We start from the raw sequence: 25,569 nt of genomic DNA, 5'->3' as shown, positions 1-25,569 counted from the left end.
TGACCCACGTCACGGGCGGATCGGTCAAGTGGGCTCCTAGCGTGGTCGAACCCCTGAGTCGAGACACCGACCCGAACGCCGTATGTCCCTCCTCCCCATCTTCTCCACCACCGCCATCGTCATCGGCCTGGCCGCCGCCCTTCCCCAGCTGGCCGCCATGCTCAACGCCCGCTCCGCCGCGGGCCAGTCCGCCCTGGGCTGGTCGCTCGGCGCGTTCGTCAACTGCCTCATGGCCTACGTCAACTACGTCGGCTACGGCGCCAAGGTGCTCGCCGCCGGCAACATCGCGTCGGTCGGGATCTGCCTGAGCGCCGTCGCGCTCGTCGTGCGCTTCGGCGACGCCGGCGCGCCCGCGGCGCAGGACGAGCCCAGCGTGCGCCTCGACGAGCTGGCGACGACCGAGTTCCACGCCCTGCGCGACCAGCTCGAGGACGAGGCGCGCCGCCGCGACGAGCGGCGCGTCCTCGTCGCCGCGTAGCGCCGCCTAGAAGGGCGTCTCCTCCGCGGCCATCCCGGCCAGCGCGTTCTCGGGCACGCCGAACGCGTCGACGAGCGTCGTCGCGTGCGGGCGCAGCTCGGCGCAGAGCGTGTTGACCGCCTTGATGGTGGCCTTCGAGCGCGTCGAGGACAGGCGCCCGTGCTCCTGGAACCAGCCGCGGTCGGCCTCGATCGTGCTCAAGGCGTACAGGTCGCACACGCGCTCCAGCAGCGCCCGCGCCGCGGGGTCGGCGACCTGCGGGAGCTTGGCGGCGAACGCCTCCAGCACCACGCAGTCGACGTAGGCGCGCGCGGCGCCGATCAGGTGGTCCTGGCAGTCGAGCAGGACCTGGAACGGCTCGCGGCCGGCGTCGATCCCGCCCTTCAGCCGCCGGGCCACGCCCGACTTGATGTGGTCGGCGCGCCAGCGCAGCAGCTCCAGCTGGACGTCGCGCGTGCTCAGGTCCTCCTGGTCGTCGCGGCCGGGCAGCAGGTCGTCGGCCAGGCGGGTGACGAACTCGCGCATCGCCGACCTCTCGGCGACGGTCTCGAAGCCCTGCTTGGCGAAGAAGCCCGCGGTGCCGAGCGGATCAAGTTCTCCAAGTTGGTCGCGGAAGTCGGTCAGCAGGTTCTTGGCGGCGAGCTGGAGCAACACGGTGTTGTCGCCCTCGAACGTCGTGAAGACGTCGGTGTCGGCCTTCAGCGCCGCGAGGCGCGACGCGCGCAGGTAGCCGAGGCCGCCGCAGGCCTCGCGGCACTCCTGGATCGTCGCGGTCGCATGCCACGTCGCGATCGCCTTGACGCCCGCCGCGAGCGTCTCCAGCTCGCGCTTCTCGCGATCCAGCTCCTCGTCGGAGGTGAAGACGTGGTGCAGCCGCGCGACCAGCTCCTCCTGGGCGAAGTGCAGGGCGTAGGTCTTGGCCAGCGCCGGGAGCAGCCGCCGCTGGTGCGTGCGGTAGTCCATCAACACGACCTCGGGCTGGTCGGGCGGCCCGAACTGCTTGCGCGACTCGGCGTGGCGGACGGCGAGCGTCAGCGCCACCTTCGTCGCGCTGATCGACGCGCCGCAGACCGACACGCGGCCCTGGATCAGCGTGCCCAACATGGTGAAGAACCGCTTGGTGGAGGACTCGATCGGCGACGTGTACACGCCGTCCTGCGAGACCGACGCGTAGCGGTCCAGCAGCGCGTCGCGCGGCACGCGCACCTGGTCGAACCAGATCCGGCCGTTGTCGACGCCGTCGAGGCCGAGCTTGCCGCCGCAGTCCTCGATCCGGATCCGCGGGAGCACCGTCCCGTCCTCGTCGCGCAAGGGCACCAACAACGCGTGCACCCCGCGCTCCTCGCCGCCGACGATCAGCTGGGCGAAGACCGCGGCCATCCGGCCGTCGCGCGCGGCGTTGCCGATGTAGTCCTTGCGCGCGGCCAGGTCGGGCGTGTTGATGATGAACTCGCCGGCCTGCTCGTCGTAGGTCGCGGTCGTCCCGAGCGCCTGGACGTTGGAGCCGTGGCCGGACTCGGTCATCGCGAAGCAGCCGGGGAGCCTCAGCGAGGTGATGTCCTTCAGGTACTGCTCGTGGTGCTTGCGCGTCCCGAGGTGCAGGACCGCGCCGCCGAAGAGGCCGAACTGCACGCCGCACTTGACGAGCAGGCTGAGGTCGCCGAAGGCCAGCGTCTCGAAGCCCGCGACGGCCCCGCCGACCTGGCCGGCGCCGCCGAACTCCTCCGGGAAGCCGCGCGCGGTCTGGCCGGCGTCGGCCAGCTCGTGGGCCCAGTCGAGCACCTGCTTGCGGTGCTCGTCGCGATCGGTGAAGTCGCGCGGCGCGCTGCTCGCGAGGTCGAGCCACGCGCGGGCGAGGTCGCGGATCTCGGCGTGCTCGCCGTCGAGCAGGGCGCGGATGGGCGCGGCCTCGGCGGAGGAGGGCGCCGGCGCGGGGACGATCGGGGTGGTGGTCGCAGCCATGACGCTCGCAGGGATTCCCCGTCTGCCCGGTTGTCATGTGCCCGGAAGGCAGAGTCATGGCGGCGCGCCGTACGCTTGCCCGCGTCATGGCCCGCCGCCGCTCCGGACCCGAGATCCTCGCGCAGGCCGGCGACCTGCTCGTGCAGCGCGACGCCGACCGCCCGTCGGGCCGGCTGCTGCGCCAGGGCGACATGGACGCGTCCTACGTCGACCTCGCCGACCCGCGCCACCTGGAGTTCGACTACCTGCGCCGGATGCGCGACGTCGTCGAGGCGCTGCGCGCGCGGCGGATCGTCCACGTCGGCGGCGCCGGCGCGGCGCTGGCGCGGTCGCTGGCGGCGACCGACCGGACCGGGCTGCGCCGCCAGCACGTCGTCGAGGTCGACGCCGAGGTCGTCGAGCTGGCCCGCGAGCACCTCGGGCTGCGCAAGCTGCCGGGGCTGAAGGTCAAGGTCGCCGACGGCCGGGAGTGGCTGGCGCGCCGCGAGGACGCGTCGGTCGACGCGCTGCTGATCGACGCGTTCGTCGGCGCGCGCGTGCCGCGCCACCTCGCGACGCTCGACGCGCTGCGTGACGCCGCGCGCGTGGTCGCGCCGGGCGGCGCGCTGGCGATCAACGTGGTCGACGCGCCGCCGATGGACGACGTCCGCTCGATCGGCGCCGGGTTGTTGGAGGTCTTCGCGACGGTCGCCGCCTTGGGCGGCGGCCCGGTCCTGCGCGCGCGGCGCCAGGGCAACGTCGTGCTCGTCGCCGCTCACGGGCCGCTGCCGCTGGAGCGGCTGCGCGTCAGGGGCGCGGCCGACGGCGCCTCGCCGGCGGCGCTGGCGACGCCCGACGAGGTGGGACTGCTCTGTCGCGGCACCGCGCCGTGGCAGGATTGAGCCGTGCCCCACTTGTCGCTGGTCTCGGTCCTGCAGGAGTCGGCGCTGCGGCGCCCGGAGAAGATCGCCGCGATCGAAGGCGATCGCCGCGCGACCTACGCGGAGCTGTGGTCGCTGGCGCTGCGGCGCGCGGCGGCGCTGGCGGAGGCGGGCGTCGAGCCCGGCGACCGCGTCGCGCTGCTCGGGCTCAACACGGTGGACTTCGTCACCGCCTACTACGGGATCCTCGCGCGCGGCGCGGTCGTGGTCCCGATCGCGCCGATGCTCGTCGCCGACGAGATCGCGTTCCTGCTGGAGGACTCGGGCGCGAAGGTCGCCCTGGTCGCCGACGACCTCCAGAGCGTCGTCGCCTCCGGTGCCGAGCAGGCCGGGGTGAAGGTCCTGACGTTCGGCGCGGCGCTGGCGGCCGAGCCGCTGGCGCATCGCGCGGCGCGCGAGCCGCTCGACGCCGCGGTGTTGTTCTACACCTCGGGCACGACCGGGCGGCCCAAGGGCGCGACGCTGACGCATTTCAACCTGGTGATGAACGCGTTCACCAATGCCTTCACGGCCAACCACATCAGGTCGGACGAGGTGATGTTCGGCTGCCTGCCGCTGTTCCACACGTTCGGGCAGACCGTCGCGCTCAACGGGACGTTCCTGGTCGGCGGCACGCTGGTCCTGCAGCCGCGCTTCGAGCCCACGCAGGCGCTGGAGCTGATGGTCGAGCACGACGTGACCGCGTTCCTCGGCGTCCCGACCATGTACATGGCCCTGCTCGGGGTCGTCGACGCCGACGGCACCGACCTGCCGCTGCCCGACCTGCGGCTCTGCGTCTCCGGCGGCGCGCCCCTGCCCGTCAAGGTGCTGGAGCAGTTCAACACCACCTTCGACGTCACGATCCAGGAGGGCTACGGGCTGTCGGAGACCTCCCCCACCGCGACCGTCAACCAGCTGGAGTACGGCGTCGAGGCGGGCTCGATCGGCCACCCGATCTGGGGCGTCGAGGTCGAGATCGCCGACGCGGAGGTTGACGATGCCATTGTGTTGCTCGGCGCCGGCGAGACCGGCGAGATCGTCATCCGCGGCCACAACGTCTTCGAGGGCTACCACGGCCGCCCGGAGGCGACGGAGGCCGCGATCATCGACGGCTGGTTCCGGTCCGGCGACCTCGGGACCAAGGACGACCGGGGCTTCATCCGGATCGTCGACCGCAAGAAGGACCTGATCCTGCGCGGCGGCTACAACGTCTACCCGCGTGAGCTGGAGGAGGTGCTCGTGCGCCACCCCGACGTCGACCAGGTCGCGGTCGTCGGCATCCCGCACGAGACCCACGGCGAGGAGGTGCTCGCCGTCGTCGTGCCCCGCGACGGCGCGACGATCGACGCCGAGGCGTTCCTGGGCTGGGCGGGCGAGCACATCGCCCGCCACAAGCGCCCGCGGCTCGTCCAGGTCGTCGACGAGCTGCCGCTCGGGCCGTCCCGGAAGGTGCTCAAGCGCGAGCTGCGCGACCGCTACTCGGACGCTGGCGGGTCGTAGCGATCCGCCCGCCGCGGTGCAGGACCGACTGCAGCTCCTCCAGCGCGGTGTGCAGGTGGGTGATGAACGGCCAGGCGTCCGGGATCTGGCCCTGATCGGTCACGATCCCGAAGTCGAGGTGGTCGCGGTAGCTCATCACGGTCATGTTGAGGCCGACGCCGTCGACCACGACCGAGACCGGGAACATCGACTCCATCTGCGCGCCCGCGCAGTACAGCGAGTCCCTCGGGCCGGGGACGTTGGAGATCACGAGGTTCAGCGGCGGGCGCGTGCGCGACAGCAGGTCGATCGTCGTGCGTGCGGCGAGCGCTGCGACCGCGGGCGGGATGAACGCGGTCGCGTCGGTGAGGAGGCTGGCCGGCAGCGCGGCGTGGTTGGCCTTCGCGCTGCGCAGCAGCTCGTGCGCGCGGCGCAGGCGGTCGCGCGGGTGGGCGACGTTGGTCGGGATCGGGACGATCATCGCGCTGATGCGGTTGCCGTACGCCTTGGCCTCGTGCGGGGCGCGGACCGACACGGGGATCATCGCGACGAGCGGGTCGCGTGGCAGCTCGTCGCGCTCCAGCAGCCACTCGCGCACGGCCGACGCGCAGAGCGTCACGACGACGTCGTTGACCGTGATGCCCAGCTCGTTCTTGATGGCCTTGACGGTGTCCAGCGACAGCGAGCCGAACGCGAACCGGCGGTGGGCGGAGATCCGGCCGTTGAACGGGGTCCTGGGCGCGCGGGCCGACGTCACCTCCAGGATGCCGGCGCCGCCGGGCGCGCCGGCCAGCTCGCGCAGCTTGTGCAGGCCCTTGCTCAGCTCGGGGACGACTGGGAACGCGTTGGCGCCCGGGACCTCGGTCAGCGCCGGCAGCGTCTTGGGCAGCGCGCGCAGGGCGCGCAGCGGCTGGCGCGGGATGCCGGCGGCGCCGCGGGCGAGCATCTCCAGGTCGCCGGGGATCCGCTCGCCCTTGTGCTTGCTCGCCGGCGGTTCGATGTCCTTGCCCTCCGGCGAGCTGTCGAGCAACACGGACAAGATCTCGTTGCCCGAGACGCCGTCGACGACCGCGTGGTGGACCTTCGTCAGCAGCGCGACCTTGCCGTCCGGGAGGCCGTGGATCAGGTACAGCTCCCACAGCGGCCGGGTGCGGTCCAGCGGCCGGGCGAAGATCCGCGAGACCGTCTCGGCCAGCTTGTTGTCGTCACCCGGCGGCGGGATCGCCGACTCGCGGATGTGGAAGTCCAGGTCGAAGTCCGGATCCTCGACCCAGTAGGGCAGGTCCAGGCCCAGCGGCACGTTGACGAGCTTCCACCGGAACGGCGGCAGCAGGTGCAGCCGCTCCGAGACCATCCGGCACAGGTCCCTGATCGTCAGCTCCCCACCGGGCGCCGTCGACGGGTCGTACACGCAGAGGCTCCCCACATGCCCGAACGTCCGGCCGGACTCGACCGCGAGGAACTGGGCGTCCAACGTCGTGAGCTGCCTCATGGACCGCAGCGTTCCCAACTCGGCCATTGCCTAGCCTTCGTGTCCATGACACCCAGCCTTTGGACGATCGGATACGAGCGGCTGCTGCCGCCCGAGCTCGTCGCCGAGCTGCAGGCCGCGGGCGTGCGGCGCCTGATCGACGTGCGCTACCGCCCGCAGTCGCGGCGCGCCGGCATGTCGAAGACGCGGCTCGCAGAGCTGCTCGCCGAGCACGGGATCACCTATGAGCATCGCCGAGCGCTCGGCACCCCGCCGGACATTCGCTGGTTCTACAAGAACAGGCAGGAGGCCGAGGGCGCGCGCAGGTTCGCCGAGCACATCGAGGCCGACGAGACCGGCGCGCTCGACGAGCTGGCCGACGAGCTGCGCTCCCCCTCCGCCCCACCGACCGCGCTGCTCTGCCTCGAGGCCGACCCGGCCGTCTGCCACCGCCGCGTCGTCGCCGACCACCTGCGCACGCGCGTGCCCGATCTACGCGTGATCGACCTGTAGGCCTGCGGCCAAGGCGGCGATCAGGCGGGTGAAGGAGGCGTCGAGGTCGACCTTGATGCCGAAGCCGCCGGCCGCCTCGAGGGTCGCGTAGCCGTGGACGGCGGAGCGGAAGGCGCGCAGGGCGTGGATCTCGTCGTCGCCTTCGAGCTCCCAGGCGCGCAGGACGCCGCGCAGGACGTCGAGCACCGCGGCGCCCGCGGCGGCGAGCTCGTCGTCGCCGGGCTGCGGTGCCGGCGCCGTCGCCGCGTAGCGGCCGGGGTGCTCCAGCACGTAGGACCGGTAGGCCTGCGCGGTCGCCTGCAGGGCGTCGGGGCCGGAGCGGCCGATCGCCGCCTCGCGCAGGACGACCGCCAGCTCAGCTGCCGCCAGCAGCGCGATCCCGCGCACGAGCCCGTCGCGCCCGGCGACGTGGTTGTAGAGCGACGGCGGCTTGACGCCGAGCGCCTGCGCGACGCGGGCGAGCGTGACCGCGTCGAGGCCCTCGGCGTCCGCGATCTCCGCGGCCGTGCCGACGACGCGCTCCGGACCGAGGCCGGCGCGCGGCACTCAGCTCGCCTTCCGGATCGCGGCGTCCATCGCGGCGGTCGGGTTGGCAACCACCTTGCCATGCCCGGGCGCCAGGAACTGCGGGTCCAGGGCGCGCAGCGTCCGGGCCGACTGCAGCTCGGTCTCGCGGCTCCAGGTCGACATGGCCGCCAGCGGGAACGGGAAGCCGGGCTTGGCCGTCGTCGCGACGCCGCCGATCGTGGTGTAGGCGTCGCCCGCGTAGAGCGTCCCGTCGCGCGGGTCGAGGAACGCGACGTGGCCGGGCGTGTGGCCGGGCGCCGCGACGACCTGCAGCGAGCCGACCGTGTCGCCGGGCTGGAACGTGGCGGTCGGGCGCGTCGCGATGCCCGGGTACCCGCCGCGCAGCTTGTCCTGCGGCTCGTCGGCGTCGAGCGACATGTCGTCCTTGTTGAGGAAGCGCGCGTCGCGGGCCGAGATCAGCACCTCGACGCCGGGGATCGCCGCGACCAGCTCGTCGACGCCGCCGACGTGGTCGCCGTGGGCGTGGGTCAGGGCGATGCGCTTGATCGGCTGGCCGGCGGCCTGCGCGGCCGCGGCGATCTTCTTGCCCGACCCCTTCAACATGGTGTCGATCAGCGTGAAGCCGTCGTCCTCGGCGACGAGGTAGGCGTTGACGAAGCCGAGGCGGGAGATGCGGAGGGCGGAGGAGTCGTGAGAGGTCATAGCGAGAAAACTATGCCTCTTAGTTTTGTTTGTCAAGCCCGCGTCAGGTGGCGAGCAGGAACGAGGCGTGGACCTCGCCCTCCGGCCCCGTGATCCAGCGGCGCAGGCCGTCGGTCAGCACGGTGTGCGGTCCCGGCTGGGCGGGCGTGCGGTGCTCGACCTCGACGTCGATCGCCTCCGGCTCGCCGCCGGCGCGCAGCAGCTCGTCCTCCAGCGGCGACCAGTACGCGGCGTTGTTGATGTGGTCGGCGACGTCGAGCTCGACGGTCCGGAACTCCCACGGCCGCATCGCCTCCGGCGCCTGCGGCGGCGCGTCGTGGCGCAACCGCGCCCGGACCTCGCGGCCGTTCGCGCTCGGCCCGTAGACCTCCAGCTCGGCGTCGGTGAACGGCGTCGGCCGGCCGCTCTCGGGATCGAGGTGGACCCACAGCGCGACCGCCTCGACCGCCGCCTCGCCGCCGAGCGCGATCGTCGTGCGCCGCTGCGCCCACGCACGCCCCGTGGCGCTGCACCACGTCACCGCCCGCGCGTCGTCCTCGCCGAAGCGCGGGAAGCGCCGGACCGCGATCCGCGTGCGCCGGACGACCCACAGCGCCGCCTCGCTCAACCGGGCGTCGACGACGTCGGCGAGCGCGACGTCCTGCAGCCAGCGCGCCAGCGCGTCCAGCCGGACGCGGCCGCCGGGGGCCGCGTCGCCCAGCCCGGGCACGACCGCGCGCTCGAAGGCGCGCCCGGCGCCGGGGTGCTCGACCAGCTCGTCGAAGTCGCTCACGCTCACGCGCGCCGACGTTAGCGTCCGCGGGCGAGCGCCAGCGTCGCGACGGCCGGCGCGACGCGCGCCGAGCCCGGGAACCGGACCGTGACCGTCAGCCTGGTCCACGTCCTCATGGTCCTGGGCAGCGTGAGCGTGAACGCGTAGGTCGTCGCGCCGCTCCTCAGCCGCCCCGCCGTCACGAGCGTGACGACCCTGCGGCCGACCTGCGCCCTGAGCGTCACCCCGACCGGCCCGCTCGCGCCCCTCGCGACCCGCCCGCGCACCGCGAGCCTGCGCCCGTCCCGGCTCAGCCGCGCCGAGGTGACGTGCAGGTCGGCCTTCAACCTGACCGGCGCGACGACGTTGCCGCCGCCGGTGACGAACCCGACGCTCGGCGGCGTGATCGCGGGCGGCGGCGCCTGCTGCTGCGTGGCCGGCGGCGGCGTGGTGTCGACGACGGGTGGCGTCGTCGTGTCCGGCGGCGCCACCACGGCCGGCACCACGCCCGTCCCGGTCAGCGGGATCTCGTGCGCGCCCGTCCCGTCGGCGGCGTTCAGCGACCACGCGGCGGTCGCGTCGCCCGGCGCCGTGGGCGTGAAGCGCACGCGGATCGTCCGGTGCTCGCCCGCCGGGATCGCCGTGCCCTCGTCGAGCGCGTCGAGGACCGTGAACGGGCCGCCGCCCGGCGGCTTGGAGCGCGTGATCGACATCAGGCTGTCGCCGTCGTTGGCGACCGTCAGGGCCACCACCGCGCTCTCGCCGACGGCCACGTCACCGAACGCCCAGCCGCCGGAGGGCGACAACGACAACTTGGGCCCGAGCCCCGCGATCCCGCTCAGGCCGACGGTCGCGTCACCGCCGTCGCTGGGGACGTCGAAGTCCTGGTCGAAGTCGCCGACCGCGGTCGGCGTGAAGCTCACCGACACGTTGATCGCGTCACCCGGCGCGATCCTGGTGCCCGCGGTCGGCGCGCCGCCGACGGAGAACGGCGCGCTGGGCAGGTCGACGGCACCGATCGTCAGCGGCTGCCCACCCGCGTTGCGCAGCGTGATGATCCCCGTGCGCTGCTCGCCCACGACGGCGCCGCCGAACGACACGACCGGCGGCGACACCGTCAGCTGCGGGTCGGCGCCCTGCCCGGTCCCGCTCAGCGAGAACGAGAACGGCCCCTTGTCGGTGTTGACGGTCAGCTCCCCGCCGGCCACGCCGGGCGGGTCGGCGGGCGTGAAGGTCACCGGCACGGTGATCGTCTGGCCGTCGACGAAGTCGCCCGGCAGCGCCAGCCTGCCGGTGTCGGCGGCGAACGCGCCGGTCGCGGCGATCGAGGTCACGTGCACCGCGCCGGCGATCGACAGCGTCACGTCCCTGGTCGACGTCTCGCCCACGGTGGTCGTCGGGAACGTCGTCGCCGGCCCCTGGACCTCGGCCTCCACGGGCGCGCCGTAGGCGCGGACGTGCCCGTCGCGTGTGCCGACGTAGATCCGGCCGCTGCCGACGCCCGGCATCGTGAACTTCGACGACGTCCCGATCGGGAACGAGCGCCGCAGGTGCAGCCTGCCGTTGACCGGCGCCGCGTCGTAGGCGCGCAGCTGCGCGCCCTGGCCGGAGCCGTCGGGCGCCCAGATCACCCACAGCACCGCGGTGCCCGACGTCGTGCCCTGCGACGTGATCACCGGTGCTGAGGACGAGAACCCGAACGCGTCGGAGGAGGTGATCGGCGTGTCGAGCGACGGCGTGCCGTCGCTGCCCACGCGGTAGCGGTAGAGCATCAACTTGCCCGCCGTGCCCGTGCCTTCCGGCGTGTCGCCGGTCGCGGGCGAGGCCGTCGGGATCGCGATCCAGCCGCCGTCGCCCGGCCACACGGCCGGCCGCGACCAGACGCCGCCGTACGGGCCGACGCGCAGGATCACGCGGTCGCCGCGGCCGGGCCCGGTGCCGGTCCCGCCGAGGTCGTCGCGGTTGAGCAGGTAGACGTAGCCCGCCTTGCCGACGGCGATCGCGATGTGCGGGTACTTGGTCGTGCCGAAGGTGTCGTCGCGCAGGGCGGTGACGCCGCCGGACGCGAAGTCCGCGTCGTACTCGTCCAGGTGCGGGCCGTCGGAGGGCGCGAAGAAGTCGGTGGCCCTCAGCGTGCCGTCGGCCTGCACGCCGAGCTTGACGATCGACTCGCCGTAGCGGCCGCTGCCCGGCGCGGCCTCGGGCGCGATCGGCGCCCAGCCGTTGCCGGTCGACGCGTAGAGCGTCCTGTCGCCGTCGGACATCAGCCCGGCCCCGGCCTGCCAGATCCCGGCGCCGTCGCCCTCCACGAGCGCGCGCCAGCGCGCGGTCGTCACGCCCGTCGTCGCGTTGACGCCGAAGACCCAGCCCGCGTAGGGCGTGATGTCGCAGTGCCCGCCGAAGCCGGCGTAGACGACGCCGCCCAGCAGCAGCAGGCCCGGCCGCTGCAGCTCCAGCGTGGCGTCGAACGGGGCGGTGCCCGGCGCGTTGTCGGCGCTGCCGCCGAACGGCTGCGGGAAGCCGTCGCGCGGCCTGCCGCTCGCCACGTCCAGCGCGTCGATGTAGTAGGCGGCCTGCGTCCTGCTGCCGGGCGCGAACGTCTTGTAGGTCAGGTAGACCGTGCCGGTCGCCGGGTCGATGACCGGCGTCGCGGTGATGCCGAGGCTCGGCGTGAGGTCCCCGCAGCCCCAGCCGATCAACGTGTAGGGGAACGGCGTGGCGAGCGCGACGTGCCACTTGACCTCGCCGGTCTCGGCGTCCAAGGCGTACACGTTGTTGGTCTCGGTCGCGACGATGACCGTGTTGCCGATGACCAGCGGCTGCGCGTAGACCTGGCCGTCGATCTGCGTGTCCCAGAGCTGGCCGAACGTGCTGGCCGACACGGCGTCGGGCGCCAGCCGGGGTTGGTTGGAGTACCAGCCGTCGCGCAGGTCGTCGCCGCTGTTGGTGATGCCCGCCGCGCCTGCCGTGGCCGCAGCGCACAGGCACACGACGATCCCCAGCACCACGGACCTGGCGATCCCTGCCAAACCCATCCCCATGCACCTCATGGTGGACCGTCCCGGCCCGTCGCGCAACGGGAGATCGCTCACCCGCGCGGGCATCAGTGGCCGCGGACGAGCACCATCGTCGCGACGGCCGGCGCGACGCTCGCCGAGCCCGGGAACCGGACCGTCAGCGCGATCCGGGTCCAGTGCTTCATGGCCTTGGGCAAGGGGATGGAGAAGCCGTACGTCGTCCGGCCCGTCAGCGCCGTCGCGGTCACGACGCTCACCACGCGGCGACCGACCCTCGCCGTGAGCGTCACGCCCGCCGGCCCGCGCACGCCGCCTGCGACGATCCCGGTCACCGCCAGGCGCCGACCGCCCGGCGCCAGCCTCAGGCGCGTGACGCGCAGGCCCGAGGGGGTCCGGGCCGGCACGACGACCGGCCCGTCGCCGCCGACGTCGCCGACGCTCGGCGGCGTGATCGCGGGCGGCGGCTGCGTGGGCGGCGGCGTCGTCGTCCCGGCCGGCGGCGGCACGACCGGCACGACCGGAGCGACGGGCGCGACCGCGGTCCCGCTCACCGCGATGTCGTGCACGCCCGACCCGTCGGCGGCGTTCAGCGTCCACGCGTCCGCCAGCGTCCCGGGCGCGCTCGGCGTCCACCGGAGCACGACGTCGCGCGATCCGCCCGGCGGGATCGTCGAGCCCTCGTCGAGGCCGGAGACGATCGTCACGTCGTCGTCGACGGGCGGCTTGGACTTCGTCACGGTCATCGCGGCGTCGCCGGTGTTGGCGATCGTCACCGTCGCCAGGGCGCTCTGGCCCACCGTCACGGTCCCGAACGCCCAGCCGCCGGCGGGCGTCAGCACCAGCTGTGGCCCGATGCCGGCGCTGCCGGTCAGCCCGACCTCCTTGTCGCCGCCGTCGGTGTGCAGGTCCAGCTCGTCGGCGAAGTCGCCGATCGCGGTGGGCCGGTAGTGCACGACCAGGTTGATGGCGTCGCCCGCGTCGATCACCTGGCCGGCCGCCGGAGCGTCGTCGATGGTGAACGGCGCACCGGGCAGCTCGACGTCCTCGATGTGCAGCGGCTGCTCGCCGCCGTTGCCGATCGTGATCGTGCTGGCGCGCTCGTCGCCGACGATCGCGCCGCCGAAGGACACCACCGGCGGCGAGGTCGTCAGCAGCGGGTCGGTGCCCTGGCCGGTCCCGGTCAAGCTGAAGTTGTAGGTGTTGGTGTCGGTGACGACCGTCAGCGCCCCGCCGAGCACCAGCGCGTCGCCGGGCGTGAAGTCGACCGGGACGCTCAGCGTCTGGCCGTCGGTGAAGTCACCGGGCGCCGCGCCGGCGTCCGGGCGCGCCGTGTACCCGGCGCCCGACGCGGTGATCGACTGCACGTGGACCCTGCCGCTGAAGGTCAGCGTCACGTCCTTGGTGGTGGTGTGCCCGACCGTCGTCGTCGGGAACGTCGTGGCGGGCGCCTGGACCGGCGCGGCCACCGGCGCGCCGAAGCCGATGACGTGGCCGTCGCGGGTCCCGACGTAGAGGCGCCCGTTGCCGACCCCCGGCGTCGTGAACTTCGACGCCTGGCCGATCGGGAACGAGCGGCGCAGGTGGACGTGGCCGTTGACCGGGACCGCGTCGTAGGCGCGCAGCTGCGCGTTGGCGCCGGTGCCGCCGGCCATCCAGATCGTCCACATGACCGCCGAGCCCGACGTCGTCCCGTCGGAGGTGATGACCGGCGCGCTGGAGCCGAAGCCGAACGCGTCGTCGGAGGCCACGGGCGCGTCCAGCGACGGCGTGCCGTCGGCGCCGATGCGGTAGTGGAACATGTACAGCTTGCCGGTCGAGCCGCCGGCGTTGGGCGTGTCGCCGGTCGCCGGGGACGCGGTCGGCACCGAGATCCAGCCACCGTCGCCCGGCCACACGCCCGGCCGCGACCAGACGCCGCCGAACGGACCGACGCGCTGGACCACGCGGTCACCACCGCCGGCCAGCTGCTGGAAGCCGCCGAGGTCGTCGCGGTCCAGCAGGTAGACGTAGCCGGCCTTGCCGACCGCGACCGACATGTGCGGGTGCATGATCGTCCCGAACACGCCGTCGGTCAGCGCGGTGATGCCGCCCGAGGCGAAGTCGGCGTCGAAGTCGTCGAGCTTGGCGGCGTCCGACGGCGCGAAGAAGTCCTGCGGCCTGAGCCTGCCGTCGGGCTGGACGGCGAGGCGGACGATCGACTCGCCGTAGTTGCCGTCGCCCGGCGCGGGCTGCGGATGGTCGGGCGCGAAGCCGTTGCCGGTCGAGGCGAAGATCCGGCCGGCGCCGTCGGACATCAGGCCCGCGCCGGACTGCCAGATGCCGGCGCCGATGCCGCGCAGGCCCGTGGCCCAGCGCGCCTTGGTCGCGCCGCTCGTCGCGTCGACCCCGAAGACCCAGCCGAGGTAGGGCGCGATGTCGCAGTGGCCGCCGAAGCCGGCGTAGATCGTGCCGTTCATCAGCAGCAGCCCGGGGCGCTGGAGCTCGGTCGTCGGGCGGAAGGTCTGGAACCTGCTGTTGTCGGCGACGCCGCCGAACGCCGCCGGGAAGTTCGGGCGCGCGTCGCCGCTGTCGAGGTCGAGCGCGTCGAGGTAGTAGGCGGCGTCGGTGGCCGAGCCCGGGGCGAAGGTCTTGTAGGTGAGGTAGACGGTCCGGGTGTTCGTGTCGACCACGGGGGTCGAGGTGATCCCGATGTTGGGTGTGAGGTCCGAGCAGCCCCTGGGCCCGATCAGCCTCGCCGGGAACGGGTCGCCGAGGTCGCGCGACCACCTCAGGTCGCCGCTCTCGCTGTCGAAGTCGTAGACCCTGTTGTTCTCGGTGACGACGATGACGTTCGTGCCGATGACCAGCGGCTGCCCGTAGACCTGGCCGTCGACGTCGGCCTGCCAGAGCTGGCCGAACGAGCTGTCGGCGACCGCGTCGGGCGACAGCCGCGGCTGGTTGGGGTACCAGCCGTCGCGCAGGTCGTCGCCGCTGTTGGTGACGCCGTCGGCCATCGCGGCCGCGCACGTGACCAGCGTCACGAGCACCGCTATGAGCGCCGCCGTCATGGCGGCCGATCCCACCCGCGATCCCTGCATCGCTCCACATCCTCGCGCATCCCTGCCCATCCGGCCAGGCCGAAAGGTCAGCTTGCGCGATGTTGGACGGCGCGGGCTACAGGCGCCCGGCGTCCAGCAGGCGACGCAGGAACTTCTGGGTCTCGGGGTGCTCGGGCGCGGCGAACATGTGGTCGGCGCTGCCGCGCTCGACGATCGCGCCCTCGTGCAGGAAGCAGACCTCGTCGGCGACCTCGCGCGCGAAGCCCATCTCGTGGGTGGCGATCAGCATCGTCATGCCCTCGCCCTTCAGCTCGGCGACGAGCTGCAGGATCTCGCCGACCAGCTCGGGGTCGAGCGCGCTGGTGATCTCGTCGAGCAGCAGCGCGCGCGGCTGGGTGGCGAGCGCGCGCACGATCGCGACGCGCTGCTGCTGGCCGCCGCTGAGACGATCCGGGAAGTCGCCCTCGCGCCCGCCGAGGCCGAAGCGCGCCAGCAGCTCGCGGGCGCGGTCCTGCGCCTCGCGGCGGTTGATCCCGTGCCCGCGCACGGGCCCGAGCGTGATGTTGTCGAGCACGCTCATGTGCGGGAACAGGTTGAAGGCCTGGAAGACCATCCCGAGCTTCTTGCGCACGTCGACCGGCGTGACCGACGGGTCGGTGATGACCTCGCCGTCGAGGAAGACGTCGCCGTCGCCGATCTCCTCCAGCAGGTCGATGCAGCGCAGCAGCGTCGACTTGCCCGACCCGGACGCGCCGATCAGCGCGATCGCCTCGTGCTCGTTGAGCGTCAGGTCGATGCCGCGCAGGACCTGGCGCTCGCCGTAGTCCTTGGTGACGCCGCGGACCTCGAGGACCGGGACGTTCGGGTTCACGCGCTCACCTGCGCGGCGCCGCGGATGTCGCGGTTGCGCTTCTGGAGGTGGTCGACGATCCGCGCCATCGGGATCGTCACGCACAGGTACAGGACCGCCGCGGCGACCAGCGGCGTGTAGATGAAGTTCTGCGCGGCGTCGATCTGGGCGACGCGGAAGGCCTCCATCGGCCCGATGAACGACACCAGCGCGACGTCCTTCTGCAGCGCGATGAAGTCGTTGAGCAACGGCGGCACGACGCGCCGGACGGCTTGGGGCAGGACCACGTGGCGCAGCGCCTGCCAGCGCGTCAGGCCGAGCGCGAGCGCGCCGGCCAGCTGCGACGGGTGCACGCTCTCGATGCCTGAGCGGTAGACCTCGCTGACGTATCCGGAGTACGAGATCGTCAGCGCGATCCCGCCGAGGACGAGCGGGTCGGTCGGCAGGCCCTTGAGCGCCAGCGCCGGGACGCCGAAGCCGATCAGGTAGATCAGCAGCGCGGTCGGCACGCCGCGCGAGACGTCGGTGAAGACCGTCCCGATCAGGCGCAGCGGGAACAGCGCGGGCGTGCGTGTCGTCCGGACCAGGGCGATGACCATCGCCACGATCAGCACGCAGATCTCGACGATCACGAACAGCTTGATGTCGAGCCAGAAGCCCCTCAGGATGTCCGGGAACGAGTCCTTGAAGTCGCCCCAGTCGAAGAACGTGGCCTTGACCTCGTCCCAGCCCGACGCGCCCGTGATCAGGTAGATCAGGACGCCGAAGAACACCAGCGTCGACACGGCGGAGACCGCCATGCCGCGCTGCGCGCGCCGCCGCTTGGCGGCGGCGCGCACCTCTTGACGGGTGGCGCTCAGCGCAGCTCCGGCGCGCCGGCGGCCGCGCCCATCCACTTGGTCTCGAGCTGCTTGAGCTCACCGGAGTCGGTCAGCTTCTGGACGGCCTGCGAGACGCAGGGCGTCAGCTTCGAGTCCTTGGCCAGCAGCGCGCCCCACGTGTCGCCGCCGGGCGCGTCGAACTGCCCGACGATCCTGGAGTTGTCGACCTGCGCGGCGGTCAGGTAGAAGGCCGTCGGGAGGTCGACGACGACCGCGTCGACGCTGCCGACCTTCAGCGCGCGGACGACGTCGTTGGAGTCGTTGAAGACCTGCGGCTGCCTCGACGGCCTGATCGTCGAGGTGACCGCGTCCAGCGACGAGGTGCCGATCTGGACGCCGAACTTGGTGTCCTTGAGGTCGGCCAGCGTCCTGGCGTTGGCGGCGCTCGACTTGTTCAGCGCGACGACCGCCTGCGGTGCCGTGTAGTACGGCGTCGAGAAGTCGGCGTGCTTGGCGCGGGCCGGCGAGATCGAGATCTGGTTGACGTCGAAGTCGAACTTCTTGGGGCCGGGCGCGTAGGAGGAGTTGAACGGCTCGACCGTCCACTTGACCTCGGAGGGCTGGAAGCCGAGCTGCCTGGCGATCGCGTAGGCCACGGATGACTCGAAGCCCTTGCCGTTGGACGGCTTGTCGTCCTCGAAGTACGGCGGGTAGGCGGGCTTGTCGGTGGCGACGGTCAGCTGGCCGGAGTTGGTCAGGCTGAGGTTCGCCTTGTCGCAGGAGTTGGCGGCGGCGGTGGTCGACGCGGCGCTCTGCGTGGACGCGGCCGACGTCGAGCTCCTGTCGTCGTTGCTGCCGCATGCGGCGAGCAACAGGGCCGCGGGGACGAGGGCGGTCGCCAGCAGCGGGCGGATCGGCTTCATGTGCGTGGTGCTCCGAGGGGATGGATCGGGCAACGTCCGGTTGCCCGATCGGGAATGCGGGGGTTCGGTCAATCTACCGTGCTGGCAAGGGTTGTCGTGTGACGGGCGCACGCTGCTAGCGTCGATGGCGATCATGATCCAGCGCCTCAGCGTCCTCGACCAGTCGCCCGTCCGTGAAGGCGGGACGGGCTCGGGCGCACTGCAGGAGACGCTCGATCTCGCGCGGCTGGCGGACGGGTTGGGCTACCACCGCTACTGGGTCGCCGAGCACCACGGCGGGCCGATGCTCGCCGGGCCCGCGCCGGAGGTGCTGATCGGGCCGATCGCGTCGGTCACCTCGCGGATCCGCGTCGGCAGTGGTGGCGTGATGCTGCCGCACTACTCGCCGTTCAAGGTCGCCGAGGCGTTCTCGCTGCTGGCCGGGCTGTTCCCGGAGCGGATCGACCTCGGCCTCGGGCGCGCGTCCGGGACCGACCCGCTGACCGCCTACGCGCTGCAGCGCGACCGCCGCACCGGGGCCGCCGACGACTTCCCGCAGCAGCTCGTCGAGTTGTTGATGTACCTGGGTGGCGGCCATGGCGCGGCCGACAAGTTCCCGGACGGCCACCGCTTCGCGCGGCTGGCCGAGTCGCTGCCCGGGCGGCCCGAGCGGCCGGAGCCGTGGCTGCTGGGCTCGTCGCCACAGAGCGCGATCTGGGCCGCCGAGCTGGGTCTCCCCTACGCGTTCGCCGACTTCATCGCGCCCGGCGGCGAGGTCATCGCCGCCGACTACCGCGACCGCTTCCAGCCCAGCGAGCGCTGGCGCGAGCCCCAGACCGCGGTCGCCGCGTGGGTCGTCGCCGCCGACACCGACGAGGAGGCTCGTCGTCTCGCCACGTCCTCGCGCATGGCCTTCAAGATGCTGCGCCGCGGCCGGCTGATCGCGGTCCCGCCGGTCGAGAAGGCGATCCGCTTCCTCGAGTCCGAGGGCGAGGACCCGTTCGCGCCCCCGCCCGGCCGCCGCACGATCGTCGGCGCGATCGACCCCGTCCGTGCCCAGCTGGAGCAGCTGGCCGACGACTACGGCGCCTCCGAGGTCATCGTCGTCACGATCACCCACGACCACGAAGCCCGCCGCCACTCCTACGAGCTGCTCGCCGACGCCTTCGACCTCACCACCACGGTCCACGCCGGCACCGCCGCCGACGACGCGACCTGATCCGCTGACCTAGTTGTAGGTCTCGCCCTGGGGTGCTTCCGCCCAGGGCAGGAGCGGCTCGACGTGGCATATCGCGAAGGCGCGTTGGACCTGGTCGGTGCCTCTGACGACGCCGAAGCGGATGCCTTCGACGGCGAAGTGGCGCTGGAACTTGACGATCATCCCGATGCCGGATGAGTCGATGAACGTCAGGCGGCGCAGGTCGAGGATGACGCGGGGTGCGATCGTGCCGGTGAGCGCGGCGGCGAGGTTCGGCGCGGTCGAGAGGTCGAGCTCGCCGGTGGGGAGCACGACGTCGGTGTCGCCGAGATGGTGGGTGTGGACGTCGAGCACGATGCGACCTCCGTTTCGCTTGCGGGCGAGCCTACGCCCGCGCCACCCCGTGCGCTAGCCCGAGCTGAGGTGCAGCGTCTCGTCGCCCGCGACGACCACGTCGCCGGGGTGCAGCTGACGGCCGCGCCGGTTCTCCGGCTCGCCGTTGACGGTGACCTCGACGTGGGCGAGGAAGTCCTTGACCTCGCCCCCACCGTCGACCACGTCGGCCAGCTTCAGCAGCTGGCCGAGGCGGATCATGTCGCCGCGGATCACGATCTCACGCGACTCGCTCATGCCTGCCCGGCCACCAGACCGAGGATGATCGCGCCCAGCATCTCGCCGGGAGGCTACCGAGCGCGACCCGCGGCAGGCCTAGCGGCCGCCGCGGCTGCTGCTGTGCCCGCTGTGGCTGCTGTGGCCCGAGCCGCCCGACGAGCGCCGACGGCGACGGGCGCCGGTCGTGCGCGGAGCGCCGCCCTCGGACGGCGGCTTCGCGCCACCGCGCTCGCTCTTCAGGAGCCCGGACTGGCCGAACTCCTTGAGGATCCCGAGCTGGCCGGCCATCTTCTGGACGTCGCGCGCCTGGTCGGACTGCACGAACGTGACGGCCTGGCCGGTCCGCCCCGCGCGGCCGGTGCGCCCCACGCGGTGCGTGTAGGTGTCGCCGTCCTCGGGCGGATCGAAGTTGATGACGTGCGAGATGTCGCGGACGTCGATGCCGCGGGCGGCCACGTCGGTGGCGACCAGCGTGTCGACCTCGCCGCGCTCGAACTGGTCCAGCGCGCGCTCGCGCTGCCTCTGGGACTTGTCGCCGTGCATCGCCACCGCCTTGACGCCCTCGCGCGCCAGGCGCTTGACGAGCCGGTCGGCGCCATGCTTGGTGCGGACGAAGACCAGCGAGAGGTCGCGGTCGCCGCGCAGCTCGCGGACGAGCTCCTTGAGGCGGTCGTCCCTCTCGACGGCGACGAAGCGGTGGCCGATCGCGGCGAGGCGGTCGACGTCGGGCTCGATCGCGTGCTCGGCGGCGTCGCTCGTGTACTCACGGGCGATGCGGCCGGCGTCGCCGTCGAGCGTCGCGCTCAGGAACACCGTCTGGCGCTCGCGCGGGCACTTGGCGACGATCCGGTCGACGGCCGGGCGGAAGCCCATGTCGAGCATCCGGTCGGCCTCGTCGAGGACGAGGAACTCGACGTTGTTCAGCTTCAGCTTGCCGCGCTGCAGCAGGTCCTCGAGACGGCCGGGCGTCGCGACGACGATGTGCGAGTTGACGGCGTCCTTCTCCTGCTTGGTGATGCCGACGCCGCCGTAGACGGTCGTGATCTTCAACGCGCGGGAGTGGGCCAGCGGGTAGAGCTCGTCGACGATCTGGGACGCCAGCTCGCGCGTCGGCGCCAGCACGAGGGCCGACGGGCGGCCGTAGCTGTTGGCGTCGATGCGGTCGAGCATCGGGACGCCGAAGGCCAGGGTCTTGCCCGAGCCGGTCGGGGACTTCGCGAGCACGTCGCGGCCATCGAGGATGTCCCCGATGATGAGGTTCTGGATCGCGAACGGCTCGGTGAAGCCACGCTTCGCGAGGGCGCCGGACACAGCCTTTGACACGCCGAGATCGGCGAAGGTCTTGGCAGCAGACATATATGGGACTCCTTGCGGCGCGTCTGCACCGCTGACGATTCGGGTGAGACTGCCGACCCGAACCGCACCCTGGCGGGACCCAAGCGAGCTGCCTCGCGGCGGGCCGAGTGCCCGTCCGCACCAACAACAATAGCAACGTCGGAAGCGCTCCCCTCCGACTTGAGCCCCATGCGCCTCCGATGACCGACTCGTGACACCTGGCACGAATTCGTCACACATCAACTGACCGAGCGGTTAGGTTCGCAACGTGTCGGGCGCGGCACCCGGCTGCGCCCGTGGGTCACAGGAGGAGAGGAACATGATGTCGCAGGACTTCGCGGCGCGCGTGAGCGTGCGCCGGATGGTGGTGTGCGCCGTTCTCGCGGTTGCGAGCGTGCTGGCGCTCCAGCACACGAGCACCGCCCGCGCCGACGGTCCCGGTTCCGGGACGCCCTACGTCGCCACGGTGGGCGACTCCTACATCTCGGGTGAGGCCGGCCGCTGGGCCGGGTCCACCAACAACGACAGCTCGGAGGTCGACGCCCTCGGCTCGACCGCCTACTACGACAACGCGTCCAACACGGCCGAGCAGATCAGCGGTTGTCACCGCTCCAAGTCCGCCGAGGTCTACATCGGCGGCGGCGTCAACGGCGTCAACTTCGCCTGCAGCGGCGCGACGACGTCGACCTCGGACGGCAGCAGCTTCAAGCCCGGCCTGGACTTCTACTCCAGCGGGACCAAGCAGGGCCAGGCGCTGATGCTGCAGAACTTCGCCGCCACCCACAACGTCAAGATGATCAACATCTCGATCGGCGGCAACAACTTCAACTTCGCCTCGGTCGTCCAGGACTGCATCGAGGACTTCCTGCTCTCGCCGTCGTGGTGGAAGGACTACTGCAACGACGACAGCTCGGTGACGTCCAACTTCACGAGCGCGAACATCAGCGCCCAGACCACGGCCATCAAGAACGCGATCCTGAACATCAAGACCGCGATGGCCAACGCGGGCTACAGCGCGTCGCAGTACACGCTCGTCGTCCAGGACTACGAGTCGCCGATCCCCAACGGCTCGGCCTTCCGCTACAGCGAGTCCGGCTACACGCGCCAGTCGACCGGCGGCTGCGGCTTCTGGAACAACGACGCCAACTGGGCCAACGCCACGGCGCTGCCGACGATCAACACCGCGGTCAAGAACGCGGCGTCCGCCACCGGCCTGAGCAACGTGAAGATCCTCGAGCTGCAGTCGGCCTTCAACGGCCGCCGCCTGTGCGAGAACACGGTCGGGCTGCTGGAGGAGAAGGGCCTGTCCAGCTGGACCCAGGCCGGCGCGGTCGACAGGACCGAGTGGGTCAACGAGATCCGGACGGTCTCGACCGTCTTCGGGCCCTACTACGTCCAGGAGTCGTTGCACCCCAACTACTGGGGCCAGCTCGCGCTGCGCAACTGCGTCCGCCAGTCCTACAACAACGGCACGCCCAAGGGCGGGACCTGCACGATCTCCGGCACCGGCCTCACCGCCGGCGGTGAGCCGAAGATGAGCCTGAACTAGGCCAGAACGGGGTACTCGGGGAACCGGCGCATCGCGGCGCCCGGTTCGGCACACTGCTTTCCGGGCGTTGGGAGACGCCCGGATTGCAGGGTCCAACTGGGGAGACAGGGGTTTCCTGGATGAGTGCTGTGCGGAGACGCGCCGTCGCGGGGACGGGCGCGCTGGTGCTGTTGTCGATGGCGGGAGCCGCGTCGAGCGCGCAGGCCGCTGACACGAACCCGTTCCACTGCGAGGCCAGCGCGATCCGCCTGACCGTCGCCGGGAACGCGCTGCCCGAGCCGGCCACCGTCGGCCGCGACAACGGGGCCTGCGCCGACCACGAGGCGCTGCCGTCGGTCGCGCAGTCCGGCCTGGAGGCCGGCGCGCTGATCGCCAGGACGACCTACGACACGCCGTCGGCGACCGGCACGGCCGAGGGCGCGCTCGCGCACCTGGCGCTGAACCCGACCGGCAACCCGCTGTCGCCGGGCGACCTCTTCAACGGCCTGCCGAGCCTGCCCGCGCTGCCGACCCAGTCGGCGGCGGCGTCGCTGCCGCCGGTCTCGATCGGCCTCCCCCAGTCGCTGGCCGACGCGGTCGCGCCGCTGGGGATCCCGTCGTCGATCAGCGTCGACCTCTCCAGGGCGGCGCTCGCCCAGCTGCCCACGCCGGGCGCGCTGCTGTCGGCCGACCTGCTGCGCTCCGACGCGACCGTCAGCTGCGCTAACGGCGCGCCCGCGCTGAGCGGCACGTCGACGATCACGAACGTCAGGCTCGCCGGCCAGGACGTCCCGCTCGACGGCCCGCTGACGCAGGCGATCACGGTCCTCGGCGCGCAGTCGCTGAACCCGGCGGCGCTCGACCCCGCGCAGCTCTCGATCCTCACGCCACTGACCGGCGCGACGCCCGACCAGGTCAGGCAGATCCAGGCCGCGATCGCCCAGGGCCTCGCGTCGCTGCCCGCGATCAGCCTGCCGGAGTCGGTCGCGACGGTCTCGCTCGTGCCCAAGGAGCAGATCAAGACCACCAACTCGCTGATCCAGCGCGCGCTGCACGCGACCGTGACGATCGCCGGTCAGCAGGTGCTCGACGCGGTCATCGGCGAGGCCGAGGTCTCGGCCGCCACCGCCGACGGCGCGTGCGGCCAGGTCGCCGCGCAGTCGGCGGCCGCGCTGCAGTGCAGCGACCGCAAGCTCGCGCTGCTCGACGTGATCCGGCAGGGCAGGCGCGTGAAGCTGATCGGCGCGGCCAACCGCGACTACGTCGGCAAGCGGGTGGCGATCCGGCTGCGCCGCGGCAACAGGGTCGTGGCGCACGCGCTGGTCAGGAAGGACGGGTCCTTCACGACGACCGCGCCGCTGCCCTCGCGCGCGCTGATCGCCTCGCACACCAAGTCCAACAGCTTGCGCTACCGCGCCGAGATCGGCAGGGAGCTGTCGCTGCCGCTGAAGCTCGTGCGGCGGCTGACGGTCTCCAGCCTCACGTCGAGGAGCGGCAGGGTCACCGTGAAGGGCCGCGTGACCGGCCCGCTGACGACGCCGGTGTCGTCGATCCGGCTGGTCCGGCGCGTCTCGTGCCACAAGGTCGTGCTCGTCAAGCGCTTCAAGCCGCGCAGCGACGGCACGTTCTCCGTGACGGTCAAGGCGCCCCACGGCGCGGCCGCGGCGGTCTACCGCCTGGCCACCTACGTGCGGGAGCAGCAGTCCAACCCGCGCAAGTACCCGACGTACACGCTGCCGCGTGGCGTCGCGCTGAGCACCCGGTAGCACCCGCAGTTCCCTCCATCCCTCCAAGTCCCATCACAACCGAATGAGAGTCCCGTTGTCGCACGTTCGCCCGTGCACCGCCGTGGGGGCGGTCGCGTTGTTGTTGTCCTTGCTGGTCCTGGGTGCGGGAAGCGCCCAGGCCGCGCCTGCCCTGCACTGCGACGCGACGCCCCTGCGGGCGACGCTGCTCGGTCAGCAGGCCATCGAGCCCGTCACCCAGGGCCGCGGCGCCGATTGCGCCACCGGTGAGACCGTCCCGTCGCTCAGCACCCCGCTGCTCAACGCGTCGGCGCTCACCGCCAAGACCACGTTCGACCCCGCCACGCCGTCGGGCACCGCGACCGGCGGGATCGCCTCGCTGCAGGTGCTCCCGTCGCCCGAGGTCATCGCAGCGGCCACCCAGCAGCTCGACGCGGCGATCGACGCACTGCCCCTGGCGCCGATCTCGATCCCGATCCCGGCGCTGCCGATCCCGGGCCTGCCGAGCATCTCCGGCGTGACCGTCGACCTGAAGGCGACGCTCAAGGGCCTGATCCCGGCGGCGGCACCTTCGCTGCTCTCGGCCGACGTCCTCACCGCCCAGGCGAACGTCGCCTGCTCTAGCGGGCTCGCGACGTTCTCCGGCACGAGCAGCGTCGCCGGCCTGAAGGTCCTCGGTCAGGACCTCGGCGTCGACAGCATCGTCAACACGACGCTGCCGCTGATCGACAGCACGTCGATCTCACTGGTCAACCTCGACCTCTCGCAGATCAAGTTCTATGACCCGACCGGCCTGACGCCGCTGGCGCTCGGCGTCCTGAGGCCGGTGCTGGCCCAGATCACCGCCGGGCTCGCGGCGGTGCCGCCGATCGCGATCCCGGCCACGCTGGCCGAGGTCCACGTCGTGCCCAACGAGCAGATCGCCGACGGCTCGTCGCTGGTCCAGCGCGCGCTGCACGTCTCGATCTCGCTCGTGGGCCAGCCGATCCTCGACGCGGTCCTCGGCGAGGCGAGGGTCAGCGCCGACGCGGGCGCCTGCCCGGTCGCCGCGCCGGTCGCGCCGCAGGGCGCGGTCGTGAGGCCGGCGGCGAGGCCGGTCGCAGCGCAGTCGGCCGCCGACCAGCTGCTGCAGTGCTCGGACCGCAAGCTCGTCCTGGTCGACGTGCTCAAGGAGGGCGGCCACGTCAAGCTGCTCGGCGCGGCCAACCGCGACTACGTCGGCAAGAAGGTGGCGATCCGGCTGCGCCGCGGCGACCGGATCGTCGCGCACGCGACCGTCAGGAAGGACGGGTCCTTCGCGACGACCGCGCCGCTGCCGCCGACCGCGGTGATGGCGTCGCACACGCAGTCCAACACGCTGCGCTACCGGGCCGAGATCGGCAGGGAGATCTCGCTGCCGCTGAAGCTGCTGCGGCGGTTGACGGTCTCCAGCCTCACGTCGAAGGACGGCAGGGTCACGATCAGGGGCCGCGTCGTGCGGCCGCTGACGACGCCGGTCTCGACGATCCGGCTCGTGCGCCGCGTCTCGTGCCACAAGGTCGTCCTCGTCAAGCGCTTCAAGCCGCGCAGCGACGGCACGTTCTCCGTGACGGTCAAGGCGCCAAGGGGCGCGTCGGCCGCGGTCTACCGGCTGGCGACCTACGTGCGGGAGAAGCCGTCCAACCCGCGCAGGTACCCGACGTTCACGCTGCCGCGCGGGGTCGACCTGACCTCGCGATGAGCTGATCCGGCGGTCGGCAC

General features: G+C 72.4%; 21 protein-coding genes. 8 read left to right on the top strand and 13 right to left on the bottom strand.

Annotated elements, in window-relative coordinates; translation table 11 throughout:
- The first annotated feature begins 82 nt into the window (after positions 1-82).
- Entirely contained in the window at positions 83-478 is a 396-nt protein-coding gene (locus H030_RS0119560) for a hypothetical protein (protein WP_027007348.1), read from the top strand.
- Between the two features lie 6 nt (positions 479-484).
- On the opposite strand, the gene H030_RS33660 is transcribed toward H030_RS0119560, so the two are convergent.
- Entirely contained in the window at positions 485-2,440 is a 1,956-nt protein-coding gene (locus H030_RS33660) for an acyl-CoA dehydrogenase (RefSeq protein WP_081690953.1), read from the bottom strand.
- Positions 2,441-2,526: 86 nt separating this feature from the next.
- On the opposite strand from H030_RS33660, the gene H030_RS33655 reads away from it, so the two are divergent.
- Positions 2,527-3,321, top strand: coding sequence for a spermidine synthase (locus tag H030_RS33655; RefSeq protein WP_051223172.1), 795 nt, complete (start codon positions 2,527-2,529; stop codon positions 3,319-3,321).
- Positions 3,322-3,324: 3 nt separating this feature from the next.
- Complete coding sequence (locus tag H030_RS0119545) at positions 3,325-4,839, top strand: long-chain-fatty-acid--CoA ligase (RefSeq protein ID WP_027007347.1); 1,515 nt, start codon at positions 3,325-3,327, stop codon at positions 4,837-4,839.
- On the opposite strand, the gene H030_RS0119540 is transcribed toward H030_RS0119545, so the two are convergent.
- Positions 4,793-6,310, bottom strand: a complete 1,518-nt coding sequence (locus H030_RS0119540; protein ID WP_027007346.1) for a WS/DGAT/MGAT family O-acyltransferase — start codon at positions 6,308-6,310, stop codon at positions 4,793-4,795. The two genes, H030_RS0119545 and H030_RS0119540, sit on opposite strands and share 47 nt — an antisense overlap.
- 45 nt (positions 6,311-6,355) lie before the next feature.
- On the opposite strand from H030_RS0119540, the gene H030_RS0119535 reads away from it, so the two are divergent.
- Complete coding sequence (locus H030_RS0119535; protein WP_027007345.1) at positions 6,356-6,802, top strand: DUF488 family protein; 447 nt, start codon at positions 6,356-6,358, stop codon at positions 6,800-6,802.
- Here H030_RS0119535 and H030_RS0119530 read toward each other — a convergent pair.
- From H030_RS0119530 to H030_RS0119495, 8 genes are all read right to left on the bottom strand, one after another.
- Positions 6,782-7,348, bottom strand: a complete 567-nt coding sequence (locus H030_RS0119530; RefSeq protein ID WP_027007344.1) for a TetR/AcrR family transcriptional regulator — start codon at positions 7,346-7,348, stop codon at positions 6,782-6,784. The two genes, H030_RS0119535 and H030_RS0119530, sit on opposite strands and share 21 nt — an antisense overlap.
- Entirely contained in the window at positions 7,349-8,032 is a 684-nt protein-coding gene (locus H030_RS0119525) for an MBL fold metallo-hydrolase (RefSeq protein WP_027007343.1), read from the bottom strand.
- A gap of 43 nt (positions 8,033-8,075) precedes the next feature.
- Entirely contained in the window at positions 8,076-8,810 is a 735-nt protein-coding gene (locus H030_RS38525) for an acyl-ACP thioesterase domain-containing protein (RefSeq protein ID WP_027007342.1), read from the bottom strand.
- Between the two features lie 11 nt (positions 8,811-8,821).
- On the bottom strand, positions 8,822-11,818 hold the full coding sequence (locus tag H030_RS0119515; protein WP_231398483.1) for a choice-of-anchor D domain-containing protein: 2,997 nt from the start codon (positions 11,816-11,818) through the stop codon (positions 8,822-8,824).
- Positions 11,819-11,886: 68 nt separating this feature from the next.
- Positions 11,887-14,877, bottom strand: coding sequence for a choice-of-anchor D domain-containing protein (locus tag H030_RS33650; RefSeq protein ID WP_196809198.1), 2,991 nt, complete (start codon positions 14,875-14,877; stop codon positions 11,887-11,889).
- 76 nt (positions 14,878-14,953) lie between these two features.
- Positions 14,954-15,709, bottom strand: coding sequence for an amino acid ABC transporter ATP-binding protein (locus tag H030_RS0119505; protein ID WP_027007340.1), 756 nt, complete (start codon positions 15,707-15,709; stop codon positions 14,954-14,956).
- Entirely contained in the window at positions 15,706-16,527 is an 822-nt protein-coding gene (locus H030_RS0119500; protein ID WP_231398482.1) for an amino acid ABC transporter permease, read from the bottom strand. The genes H030_RS0119505 and H030_RS0119500 overlap by 4 nt, the downstream gene beginning before the upstream one ends.
- A gap of 17 nt (positions 16,528-16,544) precedes the next feature.
- Complete coding sequence (locus H030_RS0119495) at positions 16,545-17,432, bottom strand: transporter substrate-binding domain-containing protein (RefSeq protein ID WP_027007338.1); 888 nt, start codon at positions 17,430-17,432, stop codon at positions 16,545-16,547.
- A gap of 133 nt (positions 17,433-17,565) precedes the next feature.
- On the opposite strand from H030_RS0119495, the gene H030_RS33645 reads away from it, so the two are divergent.
- Entirely contained in the window at positions 17,566-18,630 is a 1,065-nt protein-coding gene (locus H030_RS33645; protein WP_051223386.1) for an LLM class flavin-dependent oxidoreductase, read from the top strand.
- A gap of 9 nt (positions 18,631-18,639) precedes the next feature.
- Here H030_RS33645 and H030_RS37540 read toward each other — a convergent pair whose 3' ends face one another.
- The 3 genes from H030_RS37540 to H030_RS33635 form a co-directional block, all read right to left on the bottom strand.
- Positions 18,640-18,963 (bottom strand): STAS domain-containing protein, encoded by a 324-nt coding sequence (locus H030_RS37540; RefSeq protein ID WP_051223165.1) that lies wholly within the window; start codon positions 18,961-18,963, stop codon positions 18,640-18,642.
- Between the two features lie 54 nt (positions 18,964-19,017).
- Positions 19,018-19,239, bottom strand: a complete 222-nt coding sequence (locus H030_RS0119480; protein ID WP_027007337.1) for an RNA-binding S4 domain-containing protein — start codon at positions 19,237-19,239, stop codon at positions 19,018-19,020.
- A 78-nt stretch (positions 19,240-19,317) separates the two neighbouring features.
- Complete coding sequence (locus tag H030_RS33635; protein ID WP_196809197.1) at positions 19,318-20,577, bottom strand: DEAD/DEAH box helicase; 1,260 nt, start codon at positions 20,575-20,577, stop codon at positions 19,318-19,320.
- 301 nt (positions 20,578-20,878) lie between these two features.
- On the opposite strand from H030_RS33635, the gene H030_RS0119470 reads away from it, so the two are divergent.
- The 3 genes from H030_RS0119470 to H030_RS0119460 all read left to right on the top strand — a co-directional run bounded on the left by H030_RS0119470 (position 20,879) and on the right by H030_RS0119460 (position 25,549).
- Positions 20,879-22,105: a hypothetical protein gene (locus H030_RS0119470; RefSeq protein ID WP_231398481.1), complete on the top strand. Its 1,227-nt coding sequence runs from the start codon at positions 20,879-20,881 to the stop codon at positions 22,103-22,105.
- Between the two features lie 128 nt (positions 22,106-22,233).
- Positions 22,234-23,850, top strand: a complete 1,617-nt coding sequence (locus tag H030_RS0119465) for a hypothetical protein (RefSeq protein WP_027007335.1) — start codon at positions 22,234-22,236, stop codon at positions 23,848-23,850.
- 55 nt (positions 23,851-23,905) lie between these two features.
- On the top strand, positions 23,906-25,549 hold the full coding sequence (locus tag H030_RS0119460) for a hypothetical protein (RefSeq protein WP_155892154.1): 1,644 nt from the start codon (positions 23,906-23,908) through the stop codon (positions 25,547-25,549).
- Positions 25,550-25,569 lie beyond the last annotated feature (20 nt).

Origin of the sequence: Conexibacter woesei Iso977N, from assembly GCF_000424625.1 — a bacterium.
In the GTDB taxonomy this organism is placed as follows: Bacteria; Actinomycetota; Thermoleophilia; order Solirubrobacterales; family Solirubrobacteraceae; genus Baekduia; species Baekduia woesei_A.
The sequence above is the reverse complement of the archived record's forward strand: the minus strand, read 5'-3'. Positions and strand labels throughout refer to the sequence as shown.

Excerpts from the sequence above, each read along its gene's own strand:
- H030_RS33635 (WP_196809197.1), bottom strand. The coding sequence starts at position 20,577 with ATGTCTGCTGCCAAGACCTTCGCCGATCTCGGCGTGTCAAAGGCTGTG.
- H030_RS0119525 (WP_027007343.1), bottom strand. The coding sequence starts at position 8,032 with ATGACCTCTCACGACTCCTCCGCCCTCCGCATCTCCCGCCTCGGCTTC.
- H030_RS0119495 (WP_027007338.1), bottom strand. The coding sequence starts at position 17,432 with ATGAAGCCGATCCGCCCGCTGCTGGCGACCGCCCTCGTCCCCGCGGCC.
- H030_RS33650 (WP_196809198.1), bottom strand. The coding sequence starts at position 14,877 with ATGCAGGGATCGCGGGTGGGATCGGCCGCCATGACGGCGGCGCTCATA.
- H030_RS33645 (WP_051223386.1), top strand. The coding sequence starts at position 17,566 with ATGATCCAGCGCCTCAGCGTCCTCGACCAGTCGCCCGTCCGTGAAGGC.
- H030_RS33660 (WP_081690953.1), bottom strand. The coding sequence starts at position 2,440 with ATGGCTGCGACCACCACCCCGATCGTCCCCGCGCCGGCGCCCTCCTCC.
- H030_RS0119470 (WP_231398481.1), top strand. The coding sequence starts at position 20,879 with ATGTCGCAGGACTTCGCGGCGCGCGTGAGCGTGCGCCGGATGGTGGTG.
- H030_RS0119535 (WP_027007345.1), top strand. The coding sequence starts at position 6,356 with ATGACACCCAGCCTTTGGACGATCGGATACGAGCGGCTGCTGCCGCCC.
- H030_RS0119540 (WP_027007346.1), bottom strand. The coding sequence starts at position 6,310 with ATGAGGCAGCTCACGACGTTGGACGCCCAGTTCCTCGCGGTCGAGTCC.
- H030_RS0119480 (WP_027007337.1), bottom strand. The coding sequence starts at position 19,239 with ATGAGCGAGTCGCGTGAGATCGTGATCCGCGGCGACATGATCCGCCTC.
- H030_RS0119560 (WP_027007348.1), top strand. The coding sequence starts at position 83 with ATGTCCCTCCTCCCCATCTTCTCCACCACCGCCATCGTCATCGGCCTG.
- H030_RS0119515 (WP_231398483.1), bottom strand. The coding sequence starts at position 11,818 with ATGGGTTTGGCAGGGATCGCCAGGTCCGTGGTGCTGGGGATCGTCGTG.
- H030_RS33655 (WP_051223172.1), top strand. The coding sequence starts at position 2,527 with ATGGCCCGCCGCCGCTCCGGACCCGAGATCCTCGCGCAGGCCGGCGAC.